At 65.7% G+C, this 19,242-nt stretch carries 20 protein-coding genes; 9 read left to right on the forward strand and 11 right to left on the reverse strand.

Features of this window, described 5'->3' with window-relative positions; all coding sequences use genetic code 11:
- Positions 1-3 precede the first annotated feature (3 nt).
- Both A0U87_RS17740 and A0U87_RS17745 read left to right on the forward strand, forming a co-directional pair.
- Entirely contained in the window at positions 4-1,473 is a 1,470-nt protein-coding gene (locus A0U87_RS17740) for an aldehyde dehydrogenase family protein (protein ID WP_048939232.1), read from the forward strand.
- 31 nt (positions 1,474-1,504) lie between these two features.
- Positions 1,505-2,239 carry a transcriptional regulator gene (locus A0U87_RS17745; RefSeq protein ID WP_010336464.1) on the forward strand — a complete coding sequence of 245 codons (735 nt, stop codon included), beginning with the start codon at positions 1,505-1,507 and terminating at the stop codon, positions 2,237-2,239.
- A 264-nt stretch (positions 2,240-2,503) separates the two neighbouring features.
- Here the strand turns inward: A0U87_RS17745 and A0U87_RS17750 are convergent, their stop codons facing one another.
- The 4 genes from A0U87_RS17750 to A0U87_RS17765 are packed head-to-tail and all read right to left on the reverse strand — an operon-like array spanning position 2,504 to position 6,623.
- Positions 2,504-3,310 (reverse strand): enoyl-CoA hydratase/isomerase family protein, encoded by an 807-nt coding sequence (locus A0U87_RS17750; protein ID WP_010336463.1) that lies wholly within the window; start codon positions 3,308-3,310, stop codon positions 2,504-2,506.
- Between the two features lie 10 nt (positions 3,311-3,320).
- Positions 3,321-5,531 (reverse strand): acyl-CoA dehydrogenase, encoded by a 2,211-nt coding sequence (locus A0U87_RS17755; RefSeq protein WP_048939231.1) that lies wholly within the window; start codon positions 5,529-5,531, stop codon positions 3,321-3,323.
- 5 nt (positions 5,532-5,536) lie between these two features.
- On the reverse strand, positions 5,537-6,370 hold the full coding sequence (locus tag A0U87_RS17760) for a coniferyl-alcohol dehydrogenase (protein WP_010336461.1): 834 nt from the start codon (positions 6,368-6,370) through the stop codon (positions 5,537-5,539).
- Positions 6,371-6,392: 22 nt separating this feature from the next.
- Positions 6,393-6,623, reverse strand: coding sequence for a ferredoxin (locus A0U87_RS17765; RefSeq protein ID WP_048939230.1), 231 nt, complete (start codon positions 6,621-6,623; stop codon positions 6,393-6,395).
- Positions 6,624-6,857: 234 nt separating this feature from the next.
- Here A0U87_RS17765 and A0U87_RS17770 point away from each other — a divergent pair, with 234 nt between their 5' ends.
- The 5 genes from A0U87_RS17770 to A0U87_RS17790 are packed head-to-tail and all read left to right on the forward strand — an operon-like array spanning position 6,858 to position 11,414.
- Complete coding sequence (locus A0U87_RS17770) at positions 6,858-8,111, forward strand: cytochrome P450 (protein ID WP_010336460.1); 1,254 nt, start codon at positions 6,858-6,860, stop codon at positions 8,109-8,111.
- Positions 8,111-8,515 carry an OB-fold domain-containing protein gene (locus A0U87_RS17775; RefSeq protein ID WP_048939228.1) on the forward strand — a complete coding sequence of 135 codons (405 nt, stop codon included), beginning with the start codon at positions 8,111-8,113 and terminating at the stop codon, positions 8,513-8,515. The genes A0U87_RS17770 and A0U87_RS17775 overlap by 1 nt, the downstream gene beginning before the upstream one ends.
- Positions 8,512-9,678 (forward strand): thiolase family protein, encoded by a 1,167-nt coding sequence (locus tag A0U87_RS17780; RefSeq protein WP_048939227.1) that lies wholly within the window; start codon positions 8,512-8,514, stop codon positions 9,676-9,678. The genes A0U87_RS17775 and A0U87_RS17780 overlap by 4 nt, the downstream gene beginning before the upstream one ends.
- Before the next feature lie 5 nt (positions 9,679-9,683).
- On the forward strand, positions 9,684-10,433 hold the full coding sequence (locus A0U87_RS17785; RefSeq protein ID WP_048939226.1) for a DUF2889 domain-containing protein: 750 nt from the start codon (positions 9,684-9,686) through the stop codon (positions 10,431-10,433).
- Between the two features lie 12 nt (positions 10,434-10,445).
- Entirely contained in the window at positions 10,446-11,414 is a 969-nt protein-coding gene (locus tag A0U87_RS17790; protein ID WP_048939225.1) for an alpha/beta hydrolase, read from the forward strand.
- 9 nt (positions 11,415-11,423) lie between these two features.
- On the opposite strand, the gene A0U87_RS17795 is transcribed toward A0U87_RS17790, so the two are convergent.
- The 6 genes from A0U87_RS17795 to A0U87_RS17820 all read right to left on the reverse strand — a co-directional run bounded on the left by A0U87_RS17795 (position 11,424) and on the right by A0U87_RS17820 (position 16,427).
- Entirely contained in the window at positions 11,424-12,431 is a 1,008-nt protein-coding gene (locus A0U87_RS17795; protein ID WP_048939224.1) for an LLM class flavin-dependent oxidoreductase, read from the reverse strand.
- Positions 12,432-12,509: 78 nt separating this feature from the next.
- Positions 12,510-13,349: a TauD/TfdA family dioxygenase gene (locus A0U87_RS17800; protein WP_037512962.1), complete on the reverse strand. Its 840-nt coding sequence runs from the start codon at positions 13,347-13,349 to the stop codon at positions 12,510-12,512.
- A gap of 73 nt (positions 13,350-13,422) precedes the next feature.
- Positions 13,423-14,007: a TetR family transcriptional regulator gene (locus A0U87_RS17805; RefSeq protein ID WP_234415706.1), complete on the reverse strand. Its 585-nt coding sequence runs from the start codon at positions 14,005-14,007 to the stop codon at positions 13,423-13,425.
- Between the two features lie 191 nt (positions 14,008-14,198).
- Positions 14,199-14,951 carry a 3-oxoacyl-ACP reductase family protein gene (locus A0U87_RS17810; RefSeq protein WP_048939222.1) on the reverse strand — a complete coding sequence of 251 codons (753 nt, stop codon included), beginning with the start codon at positions 14,949-14,951 and terminating at the stop codon, positions 14,199-14,201.
- A 37-nt stretch (positions 14,952-14,988) separates the two neighbouring features.
- Positions 14,989-15,810 carry a TauD/TfdA family dioxygenase gene (locus A0U87_RS17815; RefSeq protein ID WP_170978420.1) on the reverse strand — a complete coding sequence of 274 codons (822 nt, stop codon included), beginning with the start codon at positions 15,808-15,810 and terminating at the stop codon, positions 14,989-14,991.
- A gap of 104 nt (positions 15,811-15,914) precedes the next feature.
- Entirely contained in the window at positions 15,915-16,427 is a 513-nt protein-coding gene (locus tag A0U87_RS17820) for a nuclear transport factor 2 family protein (protein WP_048939221.1), read from the reverse strand.
- Between the two features lie 124 nt (positions 16,428-16,551).
- Here A0U87_RS17820 and A0U87_RS17825 point away from each other — a divergent pair, with 124 nt between their 5' ends.
- Complete coding sequence (locus A0U87_RS17825; RefSeq protein ID WP_037512969.1) at positions 16,552-17,112, forward strand: TetR/AcrR family transcriptional regulator; 561 nt, start codon at positions 16,552-16,554, stop codon at positions 17,110-17,112.
- Between the two features lie 97 nt (positions 17,113-17,209).
- Positions 17,210-18,661 carry a carboxylesterase family protein gene (locus A0U87_RS17830; protein ID WP_048939220.1) on the forward strand — a complete coding sequence of 484 codons (1,452 nt, stop codon included), beginning with the start codon at positions 17,210-17,212 and terminating at the stop codon, positions 18,659-18,661.
- Between the two features lie 164 nt (positions 18,662-18,825).
- Here A0U87_RS17830 and A0U87_RS17835 read toward each other — a convergent pair.
- Positions 18,826-19,242: inositol monophosphatase family protein (locus A0U87_RS17835; protein ID WP_276609734.1), on the reverse strand; the 417-nt coding region annotated here is incomplete at its 5' end.

Consider the following 19,242-nt stretch of genomic DNA (forward strand, 5'->3'; position numbering starts at 1 on the left):
ATCATGGCCACTCTTCCCGAAGCCAAGCTCTATATCGACGGCGTGCTGCGCGGTGCCGAAGGCGGCAAGACTTTTGACGTGATCGGCCCCTGGACCGGTGAGCCGGTCGGCACCGCCGCCGATGCCTCGCCCGCCGATGTCGAGGCCGCGATCGTCGCCGCTCGCCGCGCCTTTGACGAAACCGACTGGTCGACCAATGTCGACCTGCGCGTCGCGCTGGTGACGAAGCTGCGCGACCTGTTCCAGGCGAACAAGGAACGGCTGTCGGATCTGGCCCGGCATGAGGCTGGCGCCGCCATGGGCGCGGTCGGCCGTGCCCATGTCGACATGGCGCTCGACGGCTGGGACGATTATCTCGCCGTCTTTCCCAAGCTGGAATGGGAAAAGGATTATGGCGGCCGCACCGGCTATGGCTTCGAAAGCCTGCGCAAGGCGGTCTATGAGCCGGTCGGCGTGGTCGCGGCGATCACGCCGTGGAACGTGCCGCTCTATGTGAATGTCGGCAAGGTCGTGGCCGCGCTGCTGGCTGGCTGCACCGTGATCCTGAAGCCCGCGCCCAACACGCCGGGCATGGGCGCCATCTTCGGCGAACTGGCGGCGGAGGCGGGCTTCCCCGCCGGCGTCATCAACGTCGTGTTCGGCAGCGACCCGGCGCTGGCTGGCGAGATGCTGGTCACCGATCCGCGTGTCGACCTTGTCTCCTTCACCGGATCGACGGGCGTGGGCAAGCGCATCATGGAACAGGGTGCCGCCACGCTGAAGCGCGTCTTCCTGGAACTGGGCGGCAAGTCGGCCAAGATCGTGCTCGACGATTCCGCCAATTTCGCGATGGACGTCGCCCAGACCATGCTGGTCTTCCATGCCGGCCAGGGCTGCGCCGTCCATTCGCGCCTGCTGGTGCCGCGCAGCCGCTATGAGGAGGCGAAGGCGATCCTGAAGCATGCCTATGCCAGCTTCGGCGACAATTGGGGCGATTTCGACAATCCCCAGCACATCATGGGGCCGGTCATTTCCAAGCGGCAGATGGAGCGGGTGCTGTCCTATGTCGATATTGGCCAGGCCGAGGGCGCGACCCTGCTGGCGGGCGGCAAGGCGCGGCCGGACAAGGGCGGCGGCTATTTCATCGAGCCGACCTGCTTCGTCGACGTCACCAACGACATGCGCATCGCCCAGGAAGAGATTTTCGGACCGGTGCTGGTGGTCATCCCGTTCGAGGATGATGCCGACGCGGTGCGCATCGCCAATGAAAGCAGCTATGGCCTGTCGGGCGGCGTCAGTTCGGGCAATCTTGACCGGGCGATCAATGTCGCCAAGCAGATCCGCAGCGGATCGATCAGCGTCAATGGCGGCATGTGCATCGCCGGCGACTTGCCTTTCGGTGGCTACAAGGCCAGTGGTGTAGGCCGCGAATGGGGCCTCGAAGGGATCGAGGAGTTCCTGGAAACCAAGCTGATCGCCTGGCGCGCCGCCTGAGGCGCGCGACGGGGCATGGATAGGACGGGTTTTGACGGCAAAGGCATCGATTGCGGCGGACGGGCCGTCGGAACCCAAGGGCCGGGGACGGGCCACCAAGGCGCTGAGCCATAATCTCAATGGCCAGCGCCTGGGTCGCAAGGGGCGGGACACGCGCGAGCGTATCCTGGCGGCGACCAATGAATTGCTGGCCGGGCCGGTGGATGTCGAAATTTCGCTGAGCGCGGTCGCGCGCCAGGCCTCGCTCGGCATGACTTCGCTCTATAATTATTTCTCCGACCTCACCGAATTGCTGCTCGCCGTGCTGGAGCCGGTGATGGCCACGGCCGAGGCCGACTATGTCGGCCTGCTGCGGACCCGATGGAGCGAGGAGGAACTGGGCGAGAAGGCGCTGGCCTTCGTCACCGCCTATCATGGCTTTTGGGTCAAGCACTCCCGCCTGCTCCACCTCCGCAACAATATGGCCGATCGCCAGAATGAGCGGATGATGCTGCATCGCGTCCATGCCGCCCAGCCGGTGATGCGGCTGCTGGTCGACCAGATGGATGGCGGCAGCGAAGAGGCCGGATCGCCGGTGTTCAGCATGGGCACCGCGCTGATGACCGGGCTGGAGCGTGTCGTCACCGTCACCACCGACATGGCGCTGCAGAATATTCTCCATTCTCCCCATCCGCTGGCGCGCACTCATTTGCTGCGGGCCGAGGCGCGGCTGATGGAACTGGGCATCCGCGACTATCGCGCGATGCTGCGGGACGCGCGCGCCTGAGAGCGGTGCGCGTTCGACTTATCCACAGGCTTATCGACAGAAGTTATCCACAGCTTTTCCTACGCCAATCTGTGGGAAAAGCTGTGGATAAGTTTGTGGACAGATGAAGGCGCTTGGCATGTGTTGGAAAATCCGGCCGTAGCCGGATTGCCGCACCAGCCCACACCCCCACCCGATCGCCCAGACAGGGTATCCTGATGGGAGGCCGGGTGGGGGTGTGGGCTGGTGCCGATGCGCCGGAGGCGCATTTCTCCAAACGAACTCCTATTCCTTCTTGCCGCCAATGCCCTTCAGATAGCGTTCCATCCCCTCCAGATAGGCGGGGTTCAGCATCAGTGCGCTGTTGGCCATGCGTTCGACATGGCGCCCCATGGACGGGCCGACTTCGGCGGCCAGCTCGATCGCGATCTTGGCGGCGCCCATCTGCTCGCCATTCTGCTTGGTGAGGTGACGGCAGAAGGCCAGGGCCGCGTCCTCGAACCCTTCGTCCGGCATCACGTCATGCACCAGGCCCATGATCAGCGCGCGGTCGGCATCGGCCTTCTGGTTGCCCATGATCAGCCAGCGCGCCCAGTGCGGACCGCAGATGCGGGTCAGGCGGCTGACCCCGTTGGAGGCCGGCAGCACGCCGAACAGCCCTTCGGGGAAGGAGAAGGCGGCCGATTTGGCCGCCAGGCGGAAATCGCAGGACAAGGCCATTTCCAGCCCGCCGCCGACACAGGTGGCGTGGATGGCGCAGACGATCGGCTTTTCCACATGCTCCATCTCGTCATAGATGCGCTGCATCCCGTTGAGCTGGAGCCGGTGATTTTCGCGGATGCCGCTGGGCGTGCGGGGATATTCCCTGGGCGACCCGCCGCTCTTCATGTCCGCGCCGGAACAGAAATAGCGGCCGGTCGACCGGACCAGCATCACCTTCAGGTCCGGCGTGTCGCGAAAGCGGATCAGCGCCGCCTCGAACAGTGCCATCGTTTCGGCCGACAGGGCATTGAGCTTGTCCGGCCGGTTCAGCGTAGCGATGAGGATGCCATCCTGTTCCTGCGTCAGAAGATGGGGCGCGTCGTCCGTCATGCGATCTTCCTCAGGCGCGGGTGCGCGGCAGGCCCAGGCCCTTTTCCGCGATCATGCTGCGATGCACCTCGCTGGTGCCGCCATAGATGGTCGATCCCTGGGCGTGGCGATAGAACATGTTGATCTCCTCCGCCGGGCCCTTGCGCTTGGAGAGCGAGGCCGGGGCGGTGAGATCGAGCAGGTCGCGCGCATCGGTCAGGAACTTCTCCGAACTGAACATCTTGGCCATCGGGCCATAGGCATGGTTCGGCTTCTTTTCCGACATCACCCATTGGGCGCGATAGGTGATCAGTTCCGACGCCCACAGATTGGCGGCGGTGCGGGCCAGCCGCGCCTGTGCGCCGCCATCCTCGATCAACGGCCTGCCCCTGTGGATAAGTTCGCGACAAAGGGCTTCGCCGGCCTGCAGCATCTTGCGCTGATATTTGGCGAAGCCGCCGCCATGTTCCAGTTCCAGGCTGGCGCTCATGGTGCGCACGCCGCCATCAATCTCGCCCAGTCGCCAGCTGTCGGGGATGCGCACGCCATCATAGAAGGTGATGTTGGTGCGCTCATCCTGGAAGGTGTGGACCGGCTGCACCGTCACGCCATCGGCCTTCAGCGGCACGATGAACATGGTGAGGCCCTTATGCTTGGCCACGTCCGGGTTGGTGCGACAGAGCATCAGCACATAGGTGGACAGGTTGGCGCCCGACGTGAACATCTTGGTGCCGTCGATCCGCCAGCTGCCATCCGCCTCCTGCGTCGCGCGGCATTGCGCCGCGAACACGTCGGAGCCCGATCCGGGTTCGGAATAGCCGAGCGAGCAGATCACCTCGCCGCGCATGATTTCCGGCAGCACCGCCTGCTTCAGCTCCTCGGTGCCGAAGCGGTGAATGATGAGCGACACCATCTGCGTCACATTGGCGGCGGGGTTGTTATATCCCTGCTCCTCGAACGCATCCATCGCCGCCGTCTTCTCATAGGCGGACAGGCCCCGGCCGCCTACATCCTTGGGCAGGCCGAGATAGAGGAGATTCTGCGCCGCCAGCTTGCGGTTGAGTTCGGGGTTATAGCCCTCCCAGCTATAGTGGAAGGTCGCCCGCATCTCGGGCGTCACATTGGCCGCGAAGAAGGCGTTGATCTCGTCCTTGATCGCCTGCGCCGCTTCGCCCAGGTCGAAATCGACCGGCATAGGCCCGGCATCGGGCAGCGCGGCGGCCTCATCGGCGTAGAGCCGGCGTCCGGCCTCATCGAGCCAGCGCTGCGGATCGCCGCCGATCAGCGGCCAGGCCTTGGCGCGCAGATTATAGAGGAAGATGTCATATTCGGTGGTGAGGCCATAGCCGCCGAAGGTGTGGAGCGATTGCGCCACCGCCTTGGTCGCGCTGTTGGCGTTCCACCAGGCGGCGATCGAGATCGCGCCCCCGGCTTCGGGTGCGCCATCGGCCAGGTCGCGGATCGCCTTCCACACCAGGAACTTGCCGCCGTCGATCTCGCAGAGAATATCGGCCAGCGGATGGGAAATGGCCTGGAACTGGCCGATATATTGGTCGAACTGCTTGCGCTCGCAGGCATAAGCGGCGGCAAGCTTCAATGCCTCGCGGCCGATGCCGGCCAGACCGGCGGCGATCAGCAGCTTCCATTCCTCGATCCCGGCGGCGAAGATCGCGAGCGCCTCGGCCCCCGATGCCAGCACGGTGCGCGGATGCGCCGACAGGTCGATCTCTGCGATCGGCGTGGAGGCCAGATTATCCTCCGCCTTGCGTGCCTCTGCCGGCACGGTGACGAGGATGATGTCTTCGCCCGACCGGGCCAGCACCGCTTCGGCCACCAGGCCACCGCCAATCCACTGGACGGGCGTGTCCGCGATATCGTCGAAGGCGAAGCTGGCGACCGCATCACCCGCCAGCACCCGGCCGAGCAGATCGGCCGCCGCCTCGCCGCCCAGTTGCGCCAGCAATCGCGCCGCGACCAGCGCTTCGGCCAGCGGCCCCGATGCCAATGTCCGTCCCGCTTCCTCCATCAGGATGGTCGCGTCGAACAGGCCGAGGCCCAGGCCCCCGGCCTCTTCGGGCACGCGGATCGACAGCGCGCCCAGTTCCGCCAGCCCCTGCCACAAAGCGGGGTCGAAGCCGCTCGGCGCGGCGGCGCGCACCCGCGCCATGCTGCTATGTTCGTCCAGGAAGCGCGCGAACATGTCGCGCATCATCTCCTGATCGTCGGTCAGGTCGAAATTCATGGGGTTCAGGCCTCGGCGGGCGCCGAACGCCGCATCATGACGCTGAGGTCCACCTGTCCGGTGGCGACGCCGCCCATGAAGCCGCCATCGACCGGGAAGACCACGCCATTGACGATGCCGGCCAGATCGCTGTTCAGCAGGACGATGCCGCCCGCCTGTTCGGCCGGGGTCGAGTAACGGCCCATCGGTTCGGCGGCGGCGGCGACCACATCCTTGCCGGACGCGGCCTCGAACGTCGCCATCATCGGCGTCTGGGTGGGCGAGGGCAGGGTGCAGTTGATGCGAATGCCCTTCTTGATGAGATGCGCGCCCATATACTGGGTCCAGACGATCACATTCTCCTTGGAGAAGCTGTAGCCTTCCTTGACCACATCATCGAGATGCGCCTCGCACCAGGCGACGGCGGCGTCATAACCCTTGGTGGTGACGAATTCCATGTTGGTCGGGATGCGGCGGCTCCAGCCCAGCCCGCCGGTGGAGGCGATGCTGGCGATCGCGCCGCCCGGTCCCATCAGCGGCAATACCTGTTCGGTCAGGTGGCGCAGGCCGATGAAGTTCACCTTCATGACGTCGAGCGGCGGGAAGGACTGGGGCAGGCCGGCGCAGTTGAACAGCGCATCCACCTTGCCGCCGATGCCGGCCACCGCCGCCTCGATCGAGGCCGGATCGCGCAGGTCGACATTGGTGAAGGAGGCGAGCGGCAGGCTGCTGTCCCTGAAGTCCAGGCCATGAACCTCGGCGCCCAGTTCCAGCAGCAGCTTGGCGGTCGCCTCCCCCATGCCGGAGAAGCAGCCGCTCACGATCACGCGCTTGCCCTTATAGCCCAAAATGTCGCTCATCTCGCTCTCCCGGATTCTCTGATTATGCCTTGGCCTTGGGCGGCCAGTTGATGCTGCCATCATCTTCCTCGACGACGATGATGCGTTCGGGGCAGGCGCGCGCGCCGCGCTTGGCGGTCTGCTGTTCACCGTCTGCCACGTCGAAACCCTCGGTCGCGATATAGCCGTCCTCGTCCAGCGGATACATGTCCTCGGACACGGCGGCGCAGCGGGCATTGCCCACGCAGCCTGACTTTTCGATGCGGATTCTCATCTGCCCTCTCCGGCTATTCTGACCTTCCTTAGAAAGGAGATTACGGCCCCGATCAACGTGGCGCCCGGCACAATCGCCATCGCGATACGGAGCTGCGGCGCGGATCGTCGGGGCGTTATCTGGCATTGCCGCACCCAGCCCCTTTGCCTTTGCCGGGCCGCCGGGCAAAACGGGTCCGACAAGAAGGGACGCATCCTGCACGCGCCCGCCCCAGCAGGGAAGACGGAGAGAATCATGGCCCACGCCACCTTGAGCCCCGCCGCGCCACAGCCGGCCCATGTGCCCGACGCGCTCGTCTATGATTTCGATGTCCATGCCGATCCGGGCCTGCTGGCCGATCCGCATGCGCGCATCCTCGACCTGCTGAAGACGGCGCCGCCGGTCTTCTGGACGCCGCGCAATGGCGGCGGCTGGGTCGCGCTGACCCACGCCGCCAATTATGAAGCGTCGCGCGATACCGAAACCTATTCCAGCGAGTTCGTGCCGGCCGACAAGATGAAGGCGCTGCTCGCCTCGCTGCCGCCGGGCGCGCCGCATATTCCGCAGCCGATCCCGATCACGCTCGATCCGCCCGAACATACCAAATATCGCCAGCCGCTGCAGAAGGTCTTCTCGCCCAAGACGATCGCGGCCTTGAAGGACAGCATTCGCGAATTGGCCGGCGAGCTGATCGACGCGATCAAGGCCGATGGCCAGTGCGAGTTCATGAGCACGGTGGCCGAGCCGTTGCCGGTGCAGGTCTTCCTCAAGATGCTGGGCCTGCCGCTGGAACGGCTGCCGGAATATCGCCAGATCGTGAAGGAGCATATGGAGGCGATCGATACCGATCGCGAAGGCTCCATGCGCCGCTTGCAACGCATTGCCGCGGCGATGCGCGATACCGTGCTGGAGCGCAGGGATAATCCGAAGGACGATATCATTTCCATGCTGTGGAAGCTGGAGGTGGACGGCCAGCCGAGCACGCTTGCCGATATGGAGAATTATGGTGTGCTGCTGTTCATCGCCGGCCTCGACACGGTGATGAACGGCATGGGCCTGGCCATGCGCGGCCTGGCGCTCGACCTGCCATTGCAGGCAAAGTTGCGGGCCGAGCCCAAGCTGGTGGCCGAAGCCGCCGAGGAAATGCTGCGCCGCTATACCTTCACCGTGCCGATGCGGGTCATCAAGAAGCCGGCCGAACTGGCCGGGGCTAAGATGATGCCCGGCGACATGCTCAAGCTGTTCCTGCCCGCCGCCGATCTGGATGCGAAAGAATTCCCGCAGCCCGACAGCTATGATCTTGATCGCGAGAACAATGTTCACATTGCCTTCGGTGTCGGCCCGCATCGCTGCCTGGGCTCCCACCTGGCGCGCGTCGAATTGCAGGTTCTTTATGAGGAGATGCTGGCCCGCCTGCCCGAATTCCGGCTCGATCCGGCCAAGCCCACGGTCTTCCATGGCGGCCATGTGATCGGCATCGAAAGCCTGAACCTGGTCTGGGATGTCTGATGGTCTGGCAACGTTCGCGCCCGCGCCTCGATCGGGAAAACCGCGCCTTCTGGACCGGCGGGGCGGAGGGGAAGCTCAACATCACCCGCTGCGACGATTGCGGCCAGTTCACCCATCCGCCGCGCGAGATCTGCCGTCATTGCCAGTCGGAAAATGTCGGCCCCCATGCGGTCGCCGGCACCGGCGCGGTCGACACCTATACGATCAACTATCAGGCCTGGGCCAAGGATATGGAGGTGCCCTTCGTCATCGCCCGTGTCCGGCTCGACGACGTACCCGGCGTCTATCTGACCAGCAATATCGTCAATTGCCCGGTCGATGCCGTCGACATGGATGACCGCGTCCGCGTCACCTTCGAGGAGCAGGACGGCATCTGGTTCCCCCTGTTCGAGAAGGTCGCATGAGCATGGCGCGCGAAGCCTATATCACCGGCATCGGCATGTCGGAGGTCGGCGTGCGGCTGACCCGGTCGCCGCTCGGCCTGACGCTCGACGCCGTGCGCGAGGCGATTGCCAACGCCGGCCTGACTCTCGATCAGATTGACGGCGTCGCCACCTATCCCGGCAAGATGTCGACCTTCCTCGGCTTCTCGCCGGTCAGTTCGGACGATGTGATCGAGATATTGGGGCTCAACACACGCTGGCATATCGGCGCGGCGGAGGCGACGGCGCAGCTGGGCGCGATCGCCGAGGCGGCAATGGCGGTGAAGGCCGGCCTTGCCCGCCATGTCCTGTGCTTCCGCACCGTTTATGAGGCGGCAGCGCTGGCTCGCCCCGAAGAATTCCCGCCGATGGAACGGCGCAAGGATGTGTCGGGCAATTCGCAATGGGTCTCGCCCTTCGGCGCCTTTTCGGCCGCCAACTGGACCGCGCAATTCGCGATGCGCCACATGAAGCGCTATGGCCTGACCCGCGAACAGCTCGCCCAGGTGGCGCTGAACGATCATGCCAATGCCGCGCGCAACCCGCGCGCGATCGTCAAGAAGCCGCTGAGCATGGACGAGTATATGGCGGCGCGGATGATCAGTTCGCCCTTCTGCCTCTATGATTGCGATCGTTTCACCGATGCCTCGACCGTACTGATCGTGTCGGCCGGCGATGCGCTGGACGAGGTGAAGACGACGCCTATCCGCATCGCCGCCAGCGCCGGATCGGTCGAGCGCTACAGCTGGGACCAGGCCGAATGGGCGAGCGCCTATCCGACCGGGCGCGACCTGTGGAAGAACACGGACTACACCGCCAAGGATGTCGATACCGTCCAATTCTATGACGGCTTCGCTTTCCAGCCGATCACCTGGCTCGAAGGGCTGGGCTTCTGCGATGTGGGCGAGGGCGGCCAGTTCCTCGAAGGCGGCAAGCGCATCGCGCTCGACGGCGAATTGCCGATGAACACCGGCGGCGGCCAGCTTGGCTGGGGACGGCTGCACGGCTTTGGATTCGCCTATGAATCGGTGGTGCAGTTGCGCGGAGAGGGCGGCGCGCGCCAGATCGCTGGCGACCCGAAGGTGGCTGTGGCGACATCGGGTGGCGGCCCCATGGCGGCGGCGCTGCTGCTGGCGAAGGACTGATCGCGATGGACAGCGGCATGCTGGACATGCTGCCCGGCTTTCGCCGTCGCTTCCTGGTGACGCCGCTGCCCGGCCGGGTGACGGCGGCAGTCGAGGATGACTATCACAGCATGGCCGTCATCCTGCACCATGACGGCGCGCGCATCAGCGGCGTCGACGCGATCATGGAGCGGGTGCCCTGGACCACCTGTCCGGGCGCGCCGGCGGTGCTTCAGGCGACCTTCACGGGTGTCGTGCTGGCTGAGGCGGCCGCGCGCGGCGAGAAGAAGGCGAACTGCACCCATTTGCACGACCTGGCCGTGCTGGCGGCGGCGCACGCTGGCGAGGCGGCGCCGACCCGCTATGAGATTCTCGCCTGCGATCCGATCGAGGAGGATCTGGCCGTGGCGGAGATCCGGCGCGACGGCGTACCGCTGCTGCAGGTCGCGCATCGCCGCCATGTCATGGTCGCGCCCGCCGAGATTGCCGGCCAGTCGCTGATGAAGCTGCGCCCGTGGATCGACGCGCTGGATGAGCCCCGGCGTGAGGCCGCCCGGCTGCTGCAATGGGGCACGATCCTCGCCAATGGCCGGCTGATTCCGATGGAGCGGCAATCGACCGCGACCCGCGTGCCGCCCAATTGCTTCACCTTCCAGCCGGAAAATGCGGTCCATGCGATCCGCGTCGGCCGGGTGATCGACTTCACCGCCGAACCCCTGGTGCCGCTCGACCATTTCGATGGCGCCGCCTATGACCGGCCGCGCGACGCTCAATAGAGGAACGGGACGATGGACGAGGCGCGGCAACTGGTGGCCCCCGAATTGCGCGCGGCGCTCGACCTCTTCCCGCCGCTCGACCTCAGCGATCAGACGATCGCCGCCTTCCGCCAGCCCTTTGCCGCCCGCCCGGCCGAGCCGATGCCCGAAGCGCTGGCCGCCGTGCAGCGGGAAGAAGTCTTCCTGCCCGGCGCGCCCGGATCGCCCGATGTCCGCTGCCTGCTCTATCGCCCGGCCGAGGCGATTGGCGACGCGCGGCGGCCGGCCTATCTCCATATTCATGGCGGTGGCTTCGTGCTCGGCATGGCCGATATGAGCGACCTGTCCAACCGGGCCTGGGTGGCGCAGCTGGGTTGTGTCGTCCTGTCGGTCGATTATCGGCTGGCGCCCGAGACGCCGTTCCCCGGCGCGCGCGACGATTGCTACGCGGCGCTCGGCTGGCTGCATGAACAGGCCGACGCGCTGGGCATCGACCCCAGCCGCATCGCGGTCGGCGGCGAGAGCGCGGGCGGCGGCCATGCCGTGGCGCTGGCGATCCATGCCCGCGACCTGGGCGCCTATCCGATCCGTTTCATGCTGCTCGACGCGCCGATGCTCGACGATCGCACCGGCAGCAGCGCGCCGCTCCATCCGGTCACCGGCCGGTTCGTCTGGACCCCGGCGCAGAACCGCTATGGCTGGGGGGCACTGCTCGGGCAGGAAGCGGGGACCGAGCATGTCCCGACCGACGCCGTGCCGGCCCGCTGTCCCGACCTGTCCGACCTGCCGCCCGCCTTCATCAGTGTCGGCGCGCTCGACCTGTTCCTGGAGGAGGATATCGACTTCGCCCGCCGGTTGCTGGCCCTCGGCATCTCGGTCGAACTCCATGTGACGCCCGGCGCCTATCATGGCTTCGGCCTGGCCGGCCCCGATACGCCGCAGATGCAGTCACTTCAGGCGATGCGCTTCGCGGCGCTGCGCCGCGCCTTGCAGGGGAACTGACGCCGCCCTTCAGAAGGCGGGCATCACCCTGTCGGCGAACAGCTGGGCATAGGGTTGGAATTTTGCCGGCGGCAGGCCGGGGGGCATCATCATCATGATATGCTCGACATTGATGCGCTGCTGCATTGCGCGGAAATGGTCGATCGCCGCGGCGGGGGTCAGGATCTGCAGGATGCCGCTGCGCTGGAAGGCGTCGAGCGACATGGGTTTCAGCGCCACCTTGTCGATGCCCGACGCCTGATCCTCGGCCAGCCATGCGCCATAGGTTTCGTTCACATGGTGGAAATAGGGGGCCATCTCCGCCATCGCCGCCTCGGGGTCTTCGGCGACCAGGGTGAACAGGCTCTGGATGCGGATGCGCGCGGCGGCCGGGTCTTTCCCCTCGGCGCGCAGCTTGTCGGCATAGAGGCCGCACACCTCCTCATTGCCGAAATAGCCGTCGGCATATCTGGCCACCCGCGCCAGCGCCTTTTCGGCAAAGCCGCCAATATAGAGGGGGATGCGGCCGCGCGGCGCGGCCGGGCGCAGGGTTGCGCCGGCGATGCTGTAATGTTGCCCGGCAAAATCGACCGTCTCGCCCGCCCAGAGTTGCTGGACGATCGCGAGGAATTCGTCGAAGCGCGCGCCGCGCTTGCCGAAATCGACGCCATAGGCCTGGGTCTCGCGGCGGCGGTAGCCGATTGCCAGCGCCATCTCCAGCCGGCCGTCGGACAGGATATCCAGCACCGCGCATTCCTCGGCAAAACGGACCGGATGATAGAGCGGGGCGAGCGCGATCGCCGATCCGAGCCTGATCCGGCTGGTGCGCGCCGCGATCGCCGCCAGTGCGACATTGGGCGCGGGCATATAGCCATCCTGCGCGCCATGATGTTCGGGTACCCAGGCGCCGGCAAACCCGGCCGTTTCGCTCCACGCGACGAAGTCCAGTATCTCGGCATAGAGATCGGCCGGGCGCCGTTCCCATTGGGGCGGGTTCCGGAAATCATAAAGATAGCCGAAGGTCAGCGGATTGCTCATGACGATGCTCCGGGGGCAGGGCAAAACGCCCGCCAACCCGGTTGGGCGGCGGGCGTGGAAAGGCCGTGGGGCCGATCCTTATTCGAAGGGTTCTTCGCCCTGCAGCTTGGTGCGGTGCATCATGCGATTGCAGTCGGGATCATATTTCTCGGCCCGGTGCATGGTGCCGGTATTGTCCCAGATGACCAGGTCGCCGACGCTCCATTCATGGCTGTAGCTGAATTCCTCGCGGGTCGCCCATTCGCGCAGCCCAACCAGGATTTCGGCGCTGTCATAGGGATCGAGATCCTTGACCCGCTGGGCGGTACAGCCCAGCACCAGCGACTTGCGGCCCGACTTGTGGTTCCACACCAGCGGCAGCTCATTCTCGCCGACCTGGCGCATCCCCTTCAGCTTGGCGAGGCTGGGTTCGGGTTCATAATAGAAGACCGTCGCCCAAACCGAGTGGATCACGCGCAGCGTCTCATATTCGGCCTTCTGCTCGTCGGTCAGCGCCTCATAGGCGGCATAGGTGTTGCAGAAGCCGGTATTGCCGCCCCAGGTGGCCGGCACCTTGCACGACAGCAAGGAGGCGAGGATCGGCACATCGTTCATCGTGCCGTCGATATGCCAGTAGAGCGAGCCCTTGAGATATTCGGCGCTCTGCGGATTTTCCTTCACGTCGAGGGTGATCTTGTGGATTTCCTCGCCACCGCGATGCTCGGGGGCAAAGGCGCCCAGCGTCTTGGTGAAGGCGATCTGTTCCTCGTCGGTGAAGTCGATCTTCGGGAAGACCAGCACGCCGCGCTGCTCCAGCAGCTCGCGGATCTGCGGCGCCAGTTCGCCGGCCAGCAGTTCCTCCTTGCTGTTGAGGATGCGGCTGCCGATGCTCGGCTTGATATCTTCATGCACGAAACGGGTAATGGTGGTGGCGGACATGCCTTGCTCTCCTATGCATCCCTGCGCGTTTGAACACATGTTCAACATGCTTGCATGGAAAAGTCAATGCCTCTCATTTTTCGGGCAGCAGCAATTCGTCCAATAGCGCCTCGACCGAAGCGCGCGCGTCGGCATGTCCGCTCGCGACCCCCATGTCGGCTTCCATCACCAGGGTGCGGCCGACGGCGGCCAGCAACAGGCTGAGGCCCGCCGCCGTCACCTTGTGATCGGCGAGTCGATCGCCCAGCAGCTGCTCCATCAACTGCGCCTGGCGATCCCGCATCGCTTCGCTGTGGCGGGCGATCTCGGCACGGATCGCCTTGCGATGATTGGCCATGGCGACAAATTCCATCGCCAGCGCGTTGCGGCTGGGGTCGGAGAAGAAGCGCCACAGTGCCCGCACCGGATCGGCGCTGGTCAGCGCCGCCTCGATCATCGCGTCGCTCTGTTCGGCGCCGCGGCGGAACACCGCCAGCAGCAGGTCGTCGGTGGTCGGGAAATAATAATGGACCAGCGATGGCGGCAGTTCGGCGCGCAGCGCCACCCGGCGCGAACTGGCGGCGGCATAGCCTTCGTCGCGGATCACCTGTTCGGTGGCCTCCACGATCCGGGCGCGGGTTTCGGAGCTTTCGGCGCCGACGCGACGTTTCTGGACCATGGCTGGAGCATAAATGGCCGGGCCGCCCATGCAAGCGTCTGCGCTTTCGTCTGGCGCCTTCGGCGCGTCTGCACCGGCCCACACCCCCACCCGACCGCCCATCAGGATATCATAGCTGGGTGGTCGGGTGGGGGTGTGGGCCGGTGCGGCCTCTTGAAAATGCGTTTTTCCGCGCATTTTCCAGCAAACTCTTAATGCGACCCCATATAGCGGCCGCCATTGGTGCTGATCGTCTGGCCGGTGATGTAGCTGGCCTCTTCCGACGCCAGATAGGCGCAAGCAGCGGCGATATCTTCCGGCTTGCCGATCCGCTTCATCGGCAGCGTCTGGGCAAAGGCGTCGGCGTCGATCGGCGCGGCGCGCAGCATCGGCGTATCGATGAAGCCGGGCGGCACCATGTTGAAGGTCACGCCGCTCGGCGCGAATTCCAGCGCCAGCGCTTTGGTCATGCCCATCAGGCCACCCTTGGACGAGACATAATGGCCCTGGGCGAAGGAGCCCGACTGGACCGAGGAGGAGGTGATGTTGATCACCCGACCCCAGCCGGCGGCCAGCATGTCGGGCAGCACTTCCTTGGTCAGCAGATAGGGGCCGCGCAGGTTGATGTGGATGACCTTGTCGAACAGATCGTCGTCAATGTCCATGAACGGGGTGAAGGGGGCGATGCCGGCATTGTTCACCAGGATGGCGATCGGCCCCAGCTTCGCCCGCGTCTCTTCTGCCGCCGCATGGATCGCCGCCTTGTCCGAACAATCGGCGGTGATGGCGATGGCGGTGCCGCCGGCCGCCTCGATCAGCTTGACCGTCTCGGCCGCGCCGTCGCCATTAATGTCCCACACCGCGATCTTCGCCGTATCTTCGGCCAGGCGCAGCGCGATCGCGCGACCAATGCCCGAACCCGAACCCGTGACCACGGCCGTGCGGCCGTTGAGAGACCTCGTCATCGCAATTCCTTCCTATATGTCAATTTCGGTGTCGCTTTCAGGCGCCGACTAGTTGCTCGATCGCCTCGATCGTCGTGCGGTGCATCATGCGATTTTCTTCCAGCGGATAGGGATCGACCCGGTGCATCGTGCCGCTATTGTCCCAGATCAGCAGGTCGCCCTCCGTCCAGTCATGGCGATAGACGAATTGCGGCTGGATCGCCCATTCGCGCAGCCGGGACAGCAGCACGCGGCCCTGCGCCGGGTCCATCCCCTCGATATGGTCGGCGGTCGACCCCAGCACCAGCGACTTGCGGCCGGTCTCATGGGTCCAGACCAAAGGATGGACCTTGGGCGTGCGCATCTGCCAGAAATTCAGCTCCGCCACGGTGGGTTCGGGGTTCACATAGCGCTGCGATGTCTCGAAGCTGTGGACCACGCGCAGCCCGTCATAGGCCGTCTTCTCCTCTTCGGGCAGGTCGTCCCAGGCGGCATAGGTATTGGCGAAATAGGTGCTGCCGCCGGTCCTGGACAGCGACTTGGCGTTCAGCGTTGCGGCGAAATTGGGCACGTCGTCGCTTGCCCCGTCGATATGCCAGAAGAAGGCGCCCTTGATATATTCGGCGCCCGGATTTTCCTTCGGATCGATCGTCACCTTGAAGATGCCGCCTTCGCCCTGCGGCTGGACCCGGCCCAGCGTGTGGGAAAAGGCCAGCTGATCTTCGCGACTCATGTGCAGCCCGCGCACGATCAGCACGCCGCGTTGCTGCAACAGCGCCCGGATCGTGTCGGCATGGGCGCCCGACACCAGGGTTGCCGCGTCGGTCCGGATCTCGGTGCCGATGCGCGCGGTCAGGTCGATCGTCGAAAAGGCCATCATCCGCTCCAGCGGGCGCCTGTCGCGCCGCTCTTCTTGACTATCATCAACAGGATTGTTGATTTGACTGTCAAGGAAGCGGCGGCGACATCGCTGCGGCGAAGCGGCTAGCGGCCCGCCCCACGTGCAAATAGCGGCGCCAGCAGCGCATAGCTGGGATCATCCACCGGCACCGGCTTGTCGCCATGGTCGGCGGCGGGTTGCAGCAGCTTCATGTCGAAGCTCACCACCCGCTTGGCAAAGCGCCACTGGCCATCGACGCGGCGATAGCTGTCGATATAGCGCACCCCCTGGATATCGTGCAGCAGCCCGCCCTTGCCGTCGGGGATCAGGTGCCAGGCAATGGCATAAACCTCGCCTTCGCCGGTATCGCCGTCGACCTCGACCAGATGGTTGCAGACGAAATGATTGCCGATATGCATGTGCGGCAGCGACGCTTCGAGAAAGGCGACATAGCCGTCGACCGGCCCGTCATAATAGGCGCCATGGCTGTCGGTCGCGTCGGCGGTATAGAGCGACCGGATCAGCGCGAAATCCTGCCGGTCGACCCCGCGCGAATAGAGCTGGGCCAGTTCCCTGATCTCTTCCCTGGCGATCAGCGTCTCGATCCGGTTGTCCATGGCGTGCTTCCTCTCCTGTCGGGCCGGACCCTAGTCGGGCAGGGGCGCCGGGCAATGGGGCGGGGGCGGATCATCGGCCGGGCGATCCTCCCCTCTGTTCAGGCGGGTGCGAAGGCCCTAAGCCATGGCCCCGATGGATAATCTGCCGACCGACGCGCGCCAGCTGCGCTCCCGCCGCCAGCTGCTCGACGCGATGCTCCACCTGCTGGAAACCCGCCCCTATGATCAGGTGACGATCCGCGAGGTCGCGCGCGAGGCGGAGGTCGGCTACGCCACCTTCTTCCGCCATTATCCGTCCAAGGATGCGCTGCTGCACGATCTCGCTGCCGGACAGATCGCCGATCTGCTGCAGCGCGCGCTGCCGATCCTGTTCGCCGACGATGCCCGCCAGTCCTGCATGACCCTGTTCGCTTATGTCGCCGAACGGCGCGCGCTCTGGTCGGCCTTCCTGACCGGCGGCGCGGCGACCATGCTCAAGCAGGAATTTACCGATCAGGCGCGCCAGCTGGCGCAGCAGAGGCCGCATGATGCCGGCTGGCTGCCCGATGAACTGCGCATCGTCTTCGCGGTCAGCGCCACGGTCGAGATTCTCGCCTGGTGGCTGCAGCAGGAACCCGATTATCCGCTCGATCGCATGGCGGAAATTCTCGACCGGCTGGTCGTCACCCCGTCGATGCAGCCCTGATCGGGCAGGGGCATCGCCCCGCCGCTATCTCCGCCCCGTGCGTTGGCGCCTCACCCGGCGCCGCCTAGCATCTTCGCCGCAAGACGGGAGGCGCGGCATGGACGGATTGACGGTGACGACGACGGCTGGGCCGGTGCGCGGCACCCTGGCGAACGGCGTGCGATGCTGGCGCGGCATTCCCTATGCACGGGCCGACCGCTTTGCTGCCCCGGAGGCGCCGGTCGCGTGGAATGATGTGCGCGACGCATCACGTCCCGGTCCGCAATGTCCGCAAATGTATGGCAATCAGGCGAAGCGGGCGCGGCTGTCGATGCCCGACTTTGCCGAGGATTGCCTGTCGCTCAACATCCATGTGCCCGACGACGCGACCGGCCCGCTGCCGGTCTATGTCTGGATTCACGGCGGCGCCTTCGTCGCGGGTGGCGGCCATAGCTATGACGGCAGCGACTTTGCCCGCGACGGTGACATCATCGTCGTCACCATCAATTATCGGCTGGGCGTACTCGGCTTCGTCAATTTCGGCGCGGTCGTGCCGGGCATCCCTTCCAATCTCGGCCTGCGCGATCAGATTGCGGCGCTCGCCTGGGTGCGCGACAATATTGCGGCCTTCGGCGGCGATCCGGCGCGGGTGACGGTCGGCGGCCAGTCGGCCGGCTCCATGTCGGTCTCGCTATTGCTCCATGCCCCGGCTGCCCGCGACCTCTTTGCCGGCGCGATCATGCAGAGCGGTGCCGTCAGCCTGATTCATGGCCGCGATCGCAGCGAACAGGTGGCGCGCGATTATATGGCGGCGCTCGGCAACCCCGATCTCGCCGCGCTGCGCGGCATGGACCTCATGCGCCTGTTCGAGGCGCAGGGCGCGGCCGGTGCCGCCAATCCCGGCACCATTCCTTCTGCCCCCTGGTTCGACGGCGACCTGCTGCCCGCCTCGCTGGCGCAGGCGGTGGCTGAGCCGGCCGCGCCGGTGCCGCTGCTCGCCGGCGCCACGCGTGAGGAAATCCGCCTGTTCGAACTGATGCCCGGCGATATCCTGCCGACCGACTGGCCGGCACTCGAAGCATTGCTCCATGCCCAATTGCCGGCCGATCACGCCGCGCGCATCCTCGACGCCTATCCCCGCGACAAGGCGGGGCGCCGCGCGCTCGCCACCGATCTCACCTTCCTGATGCCGACGCGCCATTTCGCGGATCGCCAGTCGAGGCAGGCGCCGACCTGGTTCTATCGCTTCGACTATCGCCATCCGATCGCCGGCGCCGCCCATGGGCTCGACCTGACCCTGACCTGGCCGATGCGCGGGCTGCGCGCCGCCTTTGCGCGGGGCGGGCCGATGCGCGGACGCCGCGCGGCGCTCGGCCGGCGGATGACCGATCATATCGCCCATTTCGTTCGCCATGGCGCGCCTGAGCCGGACTGGCTGGCCTATCATGTCGATCGACCGGCGGTGAAGATCTTCGACCTGACCGACCGGGTGGACATCGACCCCGACGGTGATCGCTGGCGCGCCTGGGCGGGCGCCGATGTCGGTGCCGGACTGGCGACCCGCGCCTAGGGGCAATCGACATTCAGCCCTGACGGCCTGCAAATGGCGGTTCTCCGCGCTTCCGGTGCTCACGTACTTTAAGTACGCTGCGTTGAAACGAGGCACGTGACTCGTTTCAAGGGTCACGGAAAACCACCATTTTCGTCACGTCATCATCTGAATGTCGATCGCCCCTAGCCCTTCAGTGCCCCCAGCACGCTGTCGGCATGTTCATGCCGACAGATGAGGAGGTCGGGCATGTATGTGTCTTGCTGGTTGTAGGTCAGCGGCGATCCGTCGATGCGGGATGCGTGGAGGCCGTGGGCGAGCGCGACGGCGGCGGGTGCGCAGCTGTCCCATTCATATTGGCCGCCGGCATGGAGATAGATGTCGGCCTGGCCCAGGATCACGGCCATGGCCTTGGCGCCGGCCGATCCCATGGGCACCAGCTCGGCGCCCAGCGCCTCTGCGACCGCGACCGCCTGGGGTGCGGGGCGGGTGCGGGAGACGACCATGCGCAGTTTCTCGGGCGCCGGCGGGATTGCGCGCGGCTGGTCGGTGCGCAGGACGATGCCCTGCTCATGGCCCGGCAGCGCGACCGCACCGATGGT

Source organism: Sphingobium sp. MP9-4 (genome assembly GCF_005281675.1).
Lineage (GTDB): Bacteria > Pseudomonadota > Alphaproteobacteria > Sphingomonadales > Sphingomonadaceae > Sphingobium > Sphingobium yanoikuyae.

What these genes read in the sequence shown, in the direction of transcription:
- A0U87_RS17770 (WP_010336460.1), top strand. Translation starts at nt 6,858, where the DNA reads ATGGCCCACGCCACCTTGAGCCCCGCCGCGCCACAGCCGGCCCATGTG.
- A0U87_RS17775 (WP_048939228.1), top strand. Translation starts at nt 8,111, where the DNA reads ATGGTCTGGCAACGTTCGCGCCCGCGCCTCGATCGGGAAAACCGCGCC.
- A0U87_RS17780 (WP_048939227.1), top strand. Translation starts at nt 8,512, where the DNA reads ATGAGCATGGCGCGCGAAGCCTATATCACCGGCATCGGCATGTCGGAG.
- A0U87_RS17820 (WP_048939221.1), bottom strand. Translation starts at nt 16,427, where the DNA reads ATGGACAACCGGATCGAGACGCTGATCGCCAGGGAAGAGATCAGGGAA.
- A0U87_RS17825 (WP_037512969.1), top strand. Translation starts at nt 16,552, where the DNA reads ATGGCCCCGATGGATAATCTGCCGACCGACGCGCGCCAGCTGCGCTCC.
- A0U87_RS17765 (WP_048939230.1), bottom strand. Translation starts at nt 6,623, where the DNA reads ATGAGAATCCGCATCGAAAAGTCAGGCTGCGTGGGCAATGCCCGCTGC.
- A0U87_RS17740 (WP_048939232.1), top strand. Translation starts at nt 4, where the DNA reads ATGGCCACTCTTCCCGAAGCCAAGCTCTATATCGACGGCGTGCTGCGC.
- A0U87_RS17760 (WP_010336461.1), bottom strand. Translation starts at nt 6,370, where the DNA reads ATGAGCGACATTTTGGGCTATAAGGGCAAGCGCGTGATCGTGAGCGGC.
- A0U87_RS17800 (WP_037512962.1), bottom strand. Translation starts at nt 13,349, where the DNA reads ATGTCCGCCACCACCATTACCCGTTTCGTGCATGAAGATATCAAGCCG.
- A0U87_RS17790 (WP_048939225.1), top strand. Translation starts at nt 10,446, where the DNA reads ATGGACGAGGCGCGGCAACTGGTGGCCCCCGAATTGCGCGCGGCGCTC.
- A0U87_RS17830 (WP_048939220.1), top strand. Translation starts at nt 17,210, where the DNA reads ATGGACGGATTGACGGTGACGACGACGGCTGGGCCGGTGCGCGGCACC.
- A0U87_RS17750 (WP_010336463.1), bottom strand. Translation starts at nt 3,310, where the DNA reads ATGACGGACGACGCGCCCCATCTTCTGACGCAGGAACAGGATGGCATC.
- A0U87_RS17805 (WP_234415706.1), bottom strand. Translation starts at nt 14,007, where the DNA reads ATGGTCCAGAAACGTCGCGTCGGCGCCGAAAGCTCCGAAACCCGCGCC.
- A0U87_RS17785 (WP_048939226.1), top strand. Translation starts at nt 9,684, where the DNA reads ATGGACAGCGGCATGCTGGACATGCTGCCCGGCTTTCGCCGTCGCTTC.
- A0U87_RS17795 (WP_048939224.1), bottom strand. Translation starts at nt 12,431, where the DNA reads ATGAGCAATCCGCTGACCTTCGGCTATCTTTATGATTTCCGGAACCCG.
- A0U87_RS17815 (WP_170978420.1), bottom strand. Translation starts at nt 15,810, where the DNA reads ATGATGGCCTTTTCGACGATCGACCTGACCGCGCGCATCGGCACCGAG.
- A0U87_RS17810 (WP_048939222.1), bottom strand. Translation starts at nt 14,951, where the DNA reads ATGACGAGGTCTCTCAACGGCCGCACGGCCGTGGTCACGGGTTCGGGT.
- A0U87_RS17755 (WP_048939231.1), bottom strand. Translation starts at nt 5,531, where the DNA reads ATGAATTTCGACCTGACCGACGATCAGGAGATGATGCGCGACATGTTC.